At 68.4% G+C, this 9967-nt stretch carries 9 protein-coding genes and 1 pseudogene; 4 read left to right on the top strand and 6 right to left on the bottom strand.

Annotation, left to right across the window (positions count from 1 at the left end; translation table 11 throughout):
- Nucleotides 1-713: 713 nt before the first annotated feature.
- Complete coding sequence (locus tag ACFVJQ_RS39430) at nucleotides 714-1277, bottom strand: GNAT family N-acetyltransferase (RefSeq protein WP_385790611.1); 564 nt, start codon at nucleotides 1275-1277, stop codon at nucleotides 714-716.
- 129 nt (nucleotides 1278-1406) lie between these two features.
- Here ACFVJQ_RS39430 and ACFVJQ_RS39425 point away from each other — a divergent pair, with 129 nt between their 5' ends.
- On the top strand, nucleotides 1407-2498 hold the full coding sequence (locus ACFVJQ_RS39425) for a LuxR C-terminal-related transcriptional regulator (protein ID WP_385790609.1): 1092 nt from the start codon (nucleotides 1407-1409) through the stop codon (nucleotides 2496-2498).
- Here ACFVJQ_RS39425 and ACFVJQ_RS39420 read toward each other — a convergent pair.
- The 3 genes from ACFVJQ_RS39420 to ACFVJQ_RS39410 are packed head-to-tail and all read right to left on the bottom strand — an operon-like array spanning nucleotide 2493 to nucleotide 6189.
- The gene (locus tag ACFVJQ_RS39420) at nucleotides 2493-3524 is read right to left on the bottom strand and encodes an aspartyl/asparaginyl beta-hydroxylase domain-containing protein (RefSeq protein ID WP_385790607.1); all 1032 of its coding nucleotides are present in this window, start codon (nucleotides 3522-3524) and stop codon (nucleotides 2493-2495) included. The two genes, ACFVJQ_RS39425 and ACFVJQ_RS39420, sit on opposite strands and share 6 nt — an antisense overlap.
- 11 nt (nucleotides 3525-3535) lie before the next feature.
- Nucleotides 3536-4810, bottom strand: coding sequence for an MFS transporter (locus ACFVJQ_RS39415; protein ID WP_385790605.1), 1275 nt, complete (start codon nucleotides 4808-4810; stop codon nucleotides 3536-3538).
- Nucleotides 4807-6189, bottom strand: coding sequence for a cytochrome P450 (locus tag ACFVJQ_RS39410; RefSeq protein WP_385790603.1), 1383 nt, complete (start codon nucleotides 6187-6189; stop codon nucleotides 4807-4809). Before ACFVJQ_RS39410 ends, ACFVJQ_RS39415 begins: the two co-directional genes overlap by 4 nt.
- Nucleotides 6190-7088: 899 nt before the next feature.
- Between ACFVJQ_RS39410 and ACFVJQ_RS39405 the strand changes: the two genes are divergently transcribed.
- From ACFVJQ_RS39405 to ACFVJQ_RS39395, 3 genes and pseudogenes are all read left to right on the top strand, one after another.
- A complete protein-coding gene (locus ACFVJQ_RS39405) occupies nucleotides 7089-7517 on the top strand; it encodes an alkyl sulfatase C-terminal domain-containing protein (RefSeq protein ID WP_385790601.1) in 429 nt (142 codons plus the stop codon).
- A 31-nt stretch (nucleotides 7518-7548) separates the two neighbouring features.
- The gene (locus tag ACFVJQ_RS39400) at nucleotides 7549-8772 is read left to right on the top strand and encodes a cation:proton antiporter (RefSeq protein WP_385790599.1); all 1224 of its coding nucleotides are present in this window, start codon (nucleotides 7549-7551) and stop codon (nucleotides 8770-8772) included.
- Nucleotides 8773-8775: 3 nt separating this feature from the next.
- Nucleotides 8776-8979 (top strand): annotated as a pseudogene (locus ACFVJQ_RS39395) (DUF397 domain-containing protein); the annotation flags it as partial.
- A 172-nt stretch (nucleotides 8980-9151) separates the two neighbouring features.
- On the opposite strand, the gene ACFVJQ_RS39390 reads toward ACFVJQ_RS39395, so the two are convergent.
- The gene (locus ACFVJQ_RS39390) at nucleotides 9152-9604 is read right to left on the bottom strand and encodes a pyridoxamine 5'-phosphate oxidase family protein (RefSeq protein WP_385790597.1); all 453 of its coding nucleotides are present in this window, start codon (nucleotides 9602-9604) and stop codon (nucleotides 9152-9154) included.
- Complete coding sequence (locus ACFVJQ_RS39385) at nucleotides 9601-9957, bottom strand: VOC family protein (RefSeq protein ID WP_385790595.1); 357 nt, start codon at nucleotides 9955-9957, stop codon at nucleotides 9601-9603. The genes ACFVJQ_RS39390 and ACFVJQ_RS39385 overlap by 4 nt, the downstream gene beginning before the upstream one ends.
- Nucleotides 9958-9967 lie beyond the last annotated feature (10 nt).

Below are 9967 nucleotides of genomic sequence, written 5' to 3'. Positions count from 1 at the left end.
CGACGTGCACCGGCGACCTACTGGCATGTCCCGGCCTGGGGGCAGCCCGGCTAGGAAGTCCGAGCGACCGTCCCCAAGAGGCAGGAAGACCGGTCGTTCTACCTCTCGACGATAGCCCTCTTGGCGTCTGCGCGCCACCGATCGACCCGCTTGTGGGATCCCTCACCCGACCGCCACCGGCCCTCGACGCCGACCTCACCAAGAGGCCCCAGGTCACTCCCCCCACTCCCATCGCTGCACGAGTGGCAGGACTTCAGCCATCGGCTGCATGAGGCGGGGCATCAGCCGTATTGCCTGGTGTGGCCCTGACCTGGTGTTTCGTTGAGTGCGGGCGGGGTTTCCGGACCCCGCCCTCGTCATGCGCCGGGAGGGGCCTTCAGACTGCCAGGGCATATGAGGCCTGATCCGGCCTCCGTCCGCACGCTCCTCCTCATCGGCCACAACCCCGGCCTGGAGGACCTGGTCCTCACCCTCACCGGCGAGGCGGACGGCGACGTCCTCGACCGGTCCGCGAGCAGTTCCCGGCGTCGCGGTCGCCGTGCTGCGCGCACCGGGCCCGTGGCCCGACCTCGCGCCCTGGGCGGCACGCCTGACGGACATGGCCGTGCCGGGCGGCGAGAAGCACTGACCGTTGAGCCGAGGGAAGGGGCCAGTGCCGACACGGTGACGCCGGGACGACTGGGTGGTGCTCACCGCCCGGGAGTGCAGGACCTTTACAGGCCCTGCCCACGTGGTCCTTCGTCGTGCAGGATTCGCTGGAAGAGAAGGTGATCCCGCCAGGCACCGTTGGCGTGCAGATACTTCGGCGCGAAGCCGTACTGCTCGAATCCGGCCTTCGTCAGAACCCGCTGCGAGGCCTTGTTGTCCACCATCGTCCCCGCCTCGACCCGGTGCAGTGCGAACTCCTCTCGCGCAGCCAGGCACGCCGCTTCGACGGCGGCAGTGGCAATGCCGCGTCCGGCCCGCTCCCCGTCGACCCAGTAGCCGACGCTCGCACTGCACAGCGGACCGAGGGCGATCCTGGACAGGGAGATGACGCCGACGAGCCGCCCGCCGTCCGTCTCGACGAGCACCCACTGCATGGCCTGCCCCGCTTCCCGCTGCGCGAGCTGGTCTCTCATCCGGGCTCGCTGGCCGCCTTCGGTGAAAAACTCCTCATGCCGGTCGGGTTCCCAAGGGCGCATGTACGTACGGTTCCGCAGCAGCGTCCCGGCAAGTGCTCCGGCATCGTCCAGGACGGCCGCCCTCATCTCCACACCCTCAGTGATCACACCCATACTTCCTCGGCTCCGCGTCAGAATGAGGCGTCTGCGGTCGGTAACTTTTGCAGAGTTCCTGGTGGGCCTTTCAGCCTGCCGAGCCATTCCATTCCCCGTCCAGCGTGATCACCCGGCACACTGAGCTGCATGCAGGATCTGTCCAGGGGGCAAACCGTGGAGAACAGTTCCATAGCAGGCATGTGTCGGCTGAGTGACGTCGAAATCGGCGTCTTCCGCTGGATCACACAACACGGCCACTTGACCATCGAAACAGCGGCTCAGGATCTGGGGCTGACAGCGGAGGACGTGCAACACGCGGCCTCCGTGCTCACCGCCCGGCACTTGCTTCGGCCACTGCAAGGGCCCGCAGCGGAGACTCGGCTCGTGTCCGTCGCTCCCGAGACAGCGGCAGCGACCTTGCTCGCCCCCATCGAGACGGCACTTCGCAGCCAGTTGGCACGCACTGAAGAGCTGCGAGGGGAATTCAACGCGCTCGGCCCTTTGTACGCCGAGATGCGGCAAACTCGGCGTCACCACACTCCGATCGAAGAGGTCCACGACACCAAGACCTTTGCCGAACGGATCGACGACGCGATGGCACGGTGCCGAGCGGAGGTGCTCACCTGCCAACCCCGCCGCGAGCACCCCACAGGACCGGTGGAGCTTGCGAGCGATCGCGACCTGGCTCTCCTCCGGCGCGGCGTACAGATGCGCACCCTCTACCAGCACACAGCTCGCCACGACACAACGACACAGGAGTACGTCAAGCAGCTCGCCTCGACCGGAGCCCAGGTCCGGACCCTGCCCGAGCTGTTCGGCAGGATGACCGTGATCGACGAGGAGATCGCGTTCATCTCTCACCACAATGCGCAGGACGGCGCGGTCATCATTCGTGACCCGTTCACGGTCAGTTACCTCTGCTCGGTCTTCGAGCACTCCTGGGTGCTCGCCACCCCCCTCAACCCAGGCCATTTCGGCACGCCCACCATCAGTACCGAGGCCAAGCAGGCAATTGTGCGGCTGCTGACCGAAGGCCTCAAGGACGAAGTCATAGCCCGCCGGTTGAACATGTCCCTGCGAACCTGCCGGAAGCACATCAAGGAAATCATGGAGAGCTTCCGCGCCGAGAGCCGATTCCAACTCGGTTACCTCATCCGCGCGCGGCTGGGCGATGCCGGCAACCCCGGTTCCGGTCACATCGACAGCGTGGTTGATGCCGCCTGCTCCGATCGGTCATGACTGTCCGGGCCCGATGCGCTCGACCGCGCGGACGTCATGGACGACGTACTCGGTGAGCGACCTGCCGCAGCGGACCCTGGACCGTGCGATGGGATCGGGCCGTTCGAGGTCCAGGAGCAGGGTGCGTTCGTCGGTCCAGCCCTGCAACCGGAATTCGGCGTTGCCGATGTGGATGAGTCCGAAGCGCGGTTCGCCGGCGATGCAGAGGACCGGGCGCCCGTCGATCAGCTCAATCGTGCCGGGGAGGCGGCCGGTCGGGTCGGCGCCGGAGTCGTCGGACCAGTCCGGGAAGGTGGCGGGCACATCGAGCTCGCAGGCCAGGCCCTCCCTCTCGAAGGGCTGGAGTGGCACCTCGCTCCGGGCGAACAGCACATCGCTCCACGTCAGTTCGGCGCGGAAGTCGGCCGGGAACAGACCCATCAGTTCCGGGGTGGGAACGCAGTCGACAACCAGGTGGATACGTCGCCGGTCGCTGCGGTTGCGGGCTATGTGCAGGCGGTCGAAGTCCGCGTACCACAGTTGCCCGGCCTCCCAGTGACAGGTCTCGCCGCCCACGACGAGTTCCGCTCCGGGCTGGGTCACGATCGGGATGTGCAGCCGGAGCGAGCCCCAGGGAAAGTTGGTGCGGCCGTCCCGGTGCTCATGGGTTTCGGCTCCCGGCCCGAGTGCCATGAGACGGACGCTGTGGAGTGGAGCGGGGATCCTGCCCAGCACCTCGGCGTGGTAGGGGCTGCGGGCCAGGGCTTCGGTGTCGAGGTGGTCCTCCAGCCCGGCGCCGCCGGGGTCGGTTCGTGCCAGGCTGCCGTTGGGACTGCGCAGAGGGATGATCTTCCAGTCGAAGGCGTCCTCCGCACCCAGGCCGTTCTGGCTCACCGGACGGTTGGGGCGCCAGGTGAGATCCGACAGGGCGGCGACCTCTGCGGCGAGCCGTACGGCGTCGACGGTGAGGTCCAGCGGTGCGGCGGGCGGCAGATGCGCCCACGTGGCGTTGTCCACAGAGGTCAGGGGCTCGGAAGACACGGGCATTCTGGGATTCCTCACTTGTCACTGTGCTGTGGCGGTTGGTCCTTGATGGCCTGGTCGGCCGGGGCCGTCTGCATCACGGTGTGCGGATCGGCCCGCCATGGGCGGGTCCTGCCGGTCGCGGCCGCCGCTGCGAGCGCGGTGAGTCCCCCGGCGGCGAACACCCAAGGCGCGGAGATCCACTCGGCCACGAGCCCGCCGATGGCCAGTCCGGTGCCCTGGGTGGTGATGGATCCGGTGCCGGCGAGGGTCATGGCGCGGCCGCGCAGATGTGGAGGCACGCTTTCGATGAAGAGCTGGTCGAGAGGGAGGGCGTAGGCGGTTCCCGCTCCGCTCAGCAGCAGCAGGGCGAGGGCCCAGGGCAGTGCGGGTTCGACGGCGAAGCAGACGAGCGGGGCCGTTGCGAGAAGCAGCAGGGCGGGAACGCTCCGGGCGCGCCTTTCGGCTCCGAGGAATCGGGCGACTGCCGCCTCGCCGAGCGCGGTGCCGACGGCCGGGGCCGCCAGGAGAAGGCCCACCGCGGTGGGTCCTCCCCCCAACTGCTCGGCGTAGGGGGCTGCGAGTCCTTCCGGCATGACGACCATCGCGGTGGGCAGCCACTGCAGGAACAGCAGACGCCGCAGCAGCGGCGTGGTCAGGATCATCCGGTTGCCCTGCACAGTGGCACGGATGATGCCCGTACTCTCCTGCCGCCCGGCGGAAGTAGCAGGCCTGGGGCGAACCGTCAGGAGCACGACCACGATGGCGAAGGCGAAAGTCGCCGCATCCAGGAACAGAGCGGCCCGCGGAGTGACCAGGAGCAGCAGGAGACCGCCGAGGCCGAAGCCCAGAGTCTGGCCGATCTGAATGGTGCCCGAGAACATTGAGCGGGCCAGGGCGTAACCTTCCATGCCGACGATCTCCGGGAGCATGGTCTGACGGGCCGCGCGGAATGCGGGAGTCAGCGCCCCGGATGCCGTCACCAGGCACAGCAGGACAGCAACCGACGTGCCGGGCACGGTCATCAGCAGCACACACACCATGCGCGCGGCATCGCCGATGAGCATCACCCGGCGGGCCGGGAACCGGTCCACGACGGAGGACAGCAGGGCCGCCGTCAATACTTGGGGCACGAAGCCGAGCGCGTACGTGAGCGCGGCGGCCAGGGCGGACCCGGTGCGGTCGTACACCAGGACCGACAGTGCGATCTTGGTGAGAACGTCACCGAGGATGGACACCGTGTGGGCCGCGAACAGACCGTTGAACTCACGGTTGCCGAGCAGGACCTTGTAGGTGATCGGCCCGCTCATGCGGGTGAGCCGAAGGACATCGGGCAGCCGGTCGGCGCAGGGCCCTGCCGGGCTGTTCCGGCACGGGCGACGTGAACAGGTGCGGCGCGCGCGGTGAGGTGCACCATGAGCCCGCTGGGCGTCAACTCCCGGGCGGGATCGGGAACCACGGTCGTGGCAGGAGCGGCCTCCACGCGGAAGTCGCGGAGCAGCAGCGCAGTGCCCAGCGTCATCTCGATCAGGCTCCAGGACAGGCCCATGCACACCAGGGGGCCCGCACCGAAGGGCAGATAGGCATGGGGCACAGCCGTGGTACCGGATCCATCGGAGAGCCAGCGATCCGGGTCGAAGGACAGCGGGTCGGGGAACCACTGGGCGTCACGCTGGATGACGTAAGAGGGGACCATCACCTTGGTGCCGCGGGCCAGGGTGTAACCGCCGAGCTCCGTGTCATGAAGGGTGTGGCGGGCGTACACCCAGTTCGGCGGCCACAGGCGCAGTGCCTCCTTGACCGCTCGCCCGGTGTATTCGAGCTGCTCGTAGTGGGCATGAGTGATCGGGTCCGACGGCGGGAGCACGGCGGCGGCCTCGGTCGCGATGCGCTCTTGGGCCTCGGGGTTCTTGACCAGCTCGTGGATGATCCAGCCGAACCCGGAAGAGGGCGCGCTCTGGGCAGCCAGCAGGGTGGCCGCCAACGTCTCGCGAATGATCCGGTCGGAAAGCACTCCATGCCGACCTGTCGGTTTCATCAGCACACCGAGCAGGTCATCCGCTCCGGTCCGCCCCTCCCTCCGGCGGACGTCGATCACCCGGGCTATTCCGTCCTCCAATGCCCGGTTGGCGCGTGCCACGCGCCGGTGACGCGGCAGCGGCAGCCAGGAGGGCAGAGCGATCGTGCTACGGATGACCGGAAGGAGGGCGTCGAACAGCTCCTGCTCCAAGCCCTCCGCTGTCGGCGCATCCTGCGTGAAGCAGATCATCGCGCCGAGCCGGGAGGTAAGGCGCCGCATTTCCGCGACGATCTCGATGTCACCGCCGGAGGCCCAAGACTGAATCGCGGTCCGCATTTCCGCCCCGATCATGGGGATCTTGGCCTGCATTGCGGACGGACGCATTCCGCGCATCCGGGCAGCACGCGAAGAGGACCACTGCTGCAGTGTTGCCTCATCCTCTTTCTGCTTCCGGTGGAGGAAGTCCACCTCTCCGCCGAAGTCCTTGTTGGTGCGCAGGAGAACCTCACCCGCCAGGGCCGGGTCGGATACGACGACGATGTGGTGGTCGAAGGACCAGATGGCTCCGTACCGTTCGGACATGCTGGTCATGAAGCCGAGACGGTCCTCGTCGTAGGCCGGTCCGTTGCCGGCAAGACGCGCGCCACGCGGGCCTGGAGGTCGGTTCATCTGATCCCCTTGGGTAAGTCGGTCCGGCCTGTAGTGCCCTTGGGGCTGGACAGAAGCGAAGCTCTGTCCAGCCCCAGGAATCAGCTCCCTGACCGCAGATCAGGGGCAGCTGCTCAGTACTTGTAGAAGCCGGCCAGGGCGGTCATCTTCGTGCGGCGGGCAATCGCGTACGAGGCAGTCTTGAGCAGGGCCATCGTCAGCACCTTCTTCCATGGCAGGGGCCGTCCCGAACAGAAACGGCCAGAGTGGTCACGTTTTCAACTCCGCAAATTTTTCTCGGAATTTCTGTTGCCCGTTCAGACTGCCGACTGCCCACTCGGCAGGTCCAGCATGATCGGGCAGCAGTAGCTGCATGCATCAAATAACCAGGGGTTACTTATGGAGATACCGGACATGCAGCCGCCGCGCGCTGCCGGAACGCGCAACGAGGTCACCGACAGAAAGGCCTCGGGTTCTCGCACACGCTGCACTTCGAGGTCAGCGCCCCACCGCTCCCAGTTGCTGCACGAGTGGCAGGACTTCAGCCATCGGTTGCATGAGGCGGGGCATCAGCCTTATTGGGCGGGGTTTTCGGACTCCGCCCTTCGCGCCGAGTCCGCTCGTGGCTCCAGTGGCGCTGCCGGCCCGTTCGATGCGGTCGAGTGAGTCCTGATGCTCGCTCATCGGCCTCGTCGGTTTTCGGCACTGCGAGAACGGGGCCTCAAGCTTCTGGCCGCACGAGGTGCGGGGCGAGCCGGCGAGGGCCACTTGTATGAGATCGCTCGGACTCCTGCGCCCGCCGATCCCCCCCCCGACGGCTTACATCCGGTAGTCCGTCCCCGATGCCTGGGTGAGAGTGGCACATGGCCGCGCGTCGTCGCGTCACCGGCCTCCGCATGCCGCCTGCGAGGGAGATGTCGATGCCCGGGAACACGGAGTCCAAGCCCGCGGAGCCGGTGATCGCAGAAGCCGACCAGGCGCTCCGGCAGCGCTTCCTCTTCGACGACACGCAGGACCTGTGGCGGCAGAGCCGGCCGGCCGCCGACCACGGCCTGTTCGCGGTCGTCGAGGGCATCTACCAGGTCCGCGGCTTCGACCTGTCGAACATGACGCTGGTGGAGGGCGAGCAGGATGTCCTCGTGATCGATCCGCTGCTGTGTGCCGAGACCGCCGCAGCGGCCCTCGCCCACGACGAAGCCACCCTGCGCACAGTCCTCCTCGGGGCCACCACTCCCGACGAGTTGGCCGACCGATCGGATGTCGAGATCACCGGGGATCCGGCGAAGCCGGCCGAACTCCTCGGCCACCTCGGCGCCCCAGACCCCGACTTCGCCATCGTCACCCCGTGACCCGGCGACACCCGAACGACCCGAGCGACCCATGACACACCCGGGCACCCTCGTCCTGATCATGGCCGTCGCCGTACTGGCGCTGCTCCTCGTCTACGCCACGGGCCGCCGGGTCCGCGTCCCCCTGGTCATCTTCGAGATCGCCCTCGGGATCCTCATCGGCCCGGACGTCCTCGGCTGGGCCCACCCCGACGAAGTCGTCGACGCCCTCTCCGACCTCGGGCTGTCGATGCTGATCTTCCTGGCCGGTTACGAGATCGAGTTCGCGGTCGTTCGCGGCGACACGCTGCGCCGCGCGCTGTGGGCCTGGCTGGTCGCCCTCGCCCTCGGCATCGGGCCGGCCTTCCTGATCAGCGGCGGGGAGGTGTTCGAGGCATTCGTCATCGGCACCGCGCTCACCAGTACTGCGCTCGGCACGGTCCTGCCGATGCTGCGCGACAGCGGTCAGCTGCGGGGCCGTTTCGGGACGGTGATGTCGGCGTTCGGCGCGGTCGGCGAGTTCGGTCCCGTGGTCGCCGTGGCGCTGCTGCTCAGCGGACGCCGACCGGCCGAGTCGGCGGCCCTGCTGGCCGCGTTCGGGGCGATCACGACCGCCGCCGTTTTCTGGGCCCTGCGTCCGAGGCCACCCTGGTTCACCTGGCTGACCGAGCGGACCCTGCACAGCAGCGGACAGTTCGCGGTCCGGTTCGTGATGTTGCTGCTGGCCTGCATGCTGGGCCTTGCCGAGGTCTTCGGCCTCGACGTGCTGCTGGGCGCCTTCGCCGCCGGCGTGCTCACCCGCCTCGTCCTGCATCGTGCCGCGCCCGAGAGCAGCGAGCAGGTCCTCGGCAAGGTGGAGGCCATGGGGTTCGGCTTCCTCGTGCCGCTGTTCTACGTGGTCACCGGCATCGAGTTCGACCTGGACGCGCTACTGCACGACCCAGGTGCCCTGCTGCTCGTGCCGGTCTTCCTGCTGCTGGTCCTGCTGGTGCGCGGCGGGCCGGTGTACCTGCTCGCCCCGAAGGACCTCGGCCGATCGGACCGGACCGCCCTGGCCCTCTTCGCCTCGACGTGCCTTCCACTCGTAGTCGCGATCACGACCATCGGCGTGGACCAGGAGCTCCTCGGCTCGGACGAGGCCGCATCGCTGGTGGGCGCCGCGATGATCTCCGTACTCGTACTTCCCCTGCTCGCGATGCGGCTGCGGTCGACGGCTGGCGGGGCGGGCCGGGCGGAGCCCGCCCCGGGCGCGGCGAACGATGCCGAGGCGTGGTGACCGGTGCGGAGACTGCGACACCACCAGCCCCGTTGCCGTCCACCGCATCACCCGCCTCCGCACCTGGGCGACCAGGCTGCCTGCGGCAAAGACCGAAGTCTGCACTCAGAGGTGACGCTTCTTGTGGCTTCGGCGGAGGGTGGCCACTGCGTGGAGGTGGCCGACGGGTTCCCCGGAGTCGCCCCGGTCCGTGACAGCAAGGCACCCGACGGTCCGGCGGTGGCCTCCGTGGCGGCCTCCTGGGCGGCGTTCATAGGCGAGTTGAAGCGCAGTTACGGTCGGCGTCGCGGTCTACATCCTGTCGCTGCCCGACGGCGCCGTCGTGAGCATCGCCGCCCTGTGCGCCCACTTCAGCGAGGGCGAAATCCTGAATTCCGCGTCAGACCAACCAGCGGCCGTCGCGCATCAGCTCACGGCCGGTCATCTCGTTCACCTCACGCCAAGCCTGGATGCGGCGCGGGGTGATACGGAACCAGCGGTACGGCGTGGCCGGCGTACGCGGGTCGAAGCCGGTGCGTGCGGTGAAGCGGTCCCCGCGCTCCTGCGGCACCGCGTCGATCTCGAGGACCTCGACGTCGCCGTCGATCATGGATACGTCGCGGGTGTGGCCGAGCCCCAGCCGAGCGACCCGGGTAGTGGCCAGGTTCCTGCCGGTCGGGCTGTCCGTCGGGGTGGCCAGCAGCATCGCCTCGCCGTCCCAGTCGAAGGACAGCGGCACCAAATACGGTGCGCCGTCCGCCGAGGCACTGGCCACCCAGACGTCGACGTCGTGGGTGAGCCGGTGTTCGGTGTCGCGGCGGCGCTGAGCGCGGGAGCGGGGTTCGGCGCTCATCGGTCCTGAAGCAGGCCGAGGACGTTGCCGTCGGGGTCGGTGACGGTGGCCACCAGTCGGCCGCCACCGACGTCGTGCGCGGGCTCCTGCACGGTGGCGCCCGCGGCGGTCACCTCGGCCAGCTTCGCCTCGATGTCCGGCACGTGCCAGTAGGCCAGCGACGAGGTCAGGCCCTGCGGTCCACCGCCCGGCAGCAGCCCGATGTGCTGGCCCTCGGTCTCGAAGCCGACGTAGTAGGGCTCGTCGGTCTGCGGCGGGACTCCGAGCAGGGCGGCGTACACCGCCTTGGCCTTCGCCAGGTCGGACACGGGATGCAGCACCGTCCTGATTCCCTGGGTGGAAGAACCGGTCATGGTCACTCCT

This window comes from Streptomyces sp. NPDC127197 (genome assembly GCF_042672405.1).
GTDB lineage: Bacteria > Actinomycetota > Actinomycetes > Streptomycetales > Streptomycetaceae > Streptomyces > Streptomyces flavusporus.
The sequence above is the reverse complement of the archived record's forward strand: the minus strand, read 5'-3'. Positions and strand labels throughout refer to the sequence as shown.

Excerpts from the sequence above, each read along its gene's own strand:
- ACFVJQ_RS39420 (WP_385790607.1), bottom strand. The coding sequence starts at position 3,524 with ATGCCCGTGTCTTCCGAGCCCCTGACCTCTGTGGACAACGCCACGTGG.
- ACFVJQ_RS39430 (WP_385790611.1), bottom strand. The coding sequence starts at position 1,277 with ATGGGTGTGATCACTGAGGGTGTGGAGATGAGGGCGGCCGTCCTGGAC.
- ACFVJQ_RS39410 (WP_385790603.1), bottom strand. The coding sequence starts at position 6,189 with ATGAACCGACCTCCAGGCCCGCGTGGCGCGCGTCTTGCCGGCAACGGA.
- ACFVJQ_RS39400 (WP_385790599.1), top strand. The coding sequence starts at position 7,549 with ATGACACACCCGGGCACCCTCGTCCTGATCATGGCCGTCGCCGTACTG.
- ACFVJQ_RS39390 (WP_385790597.1), bottom strand. The coding sequence starts at position 9,604 with ATGAGCGCCGAACCCCGCTCCCGCGCTCAGCGCCGCCGCGACACCGAA.
- ACFVJQ_RS39415 (WP_385790605.1), bottom strand. The coding sequence starts at position 4,810 with ATGAGCGGGCCGATCACCTACAAGGTCCTGCTCGGCAACCGTGAGTTC.
- ACFVJQ_RS39405 (WP_385790601.1), top strand. The coding sequence starts at position 7,089 with ATGCCCGGGAACACGGAGTCCAAGCCCGCGGAGCCGGTGATCGCAGAA.
- ACFVJQ_RS39425 (WP_385790609.1), top strand. The coding sequence starts at position 1,407 with ATGCAGGATCTGTCCAGGGGGCAAACCGTGGAGAACAGTTCCATAGCA.
- ACFVJQ_RS39385 (WP_385790595.1), bottom strand. The coding sequence starts at position 9,957 with ATGACCGGTTCTTCCACCCAGGGAATCAGGACGGTGCTGCATCCCGTG.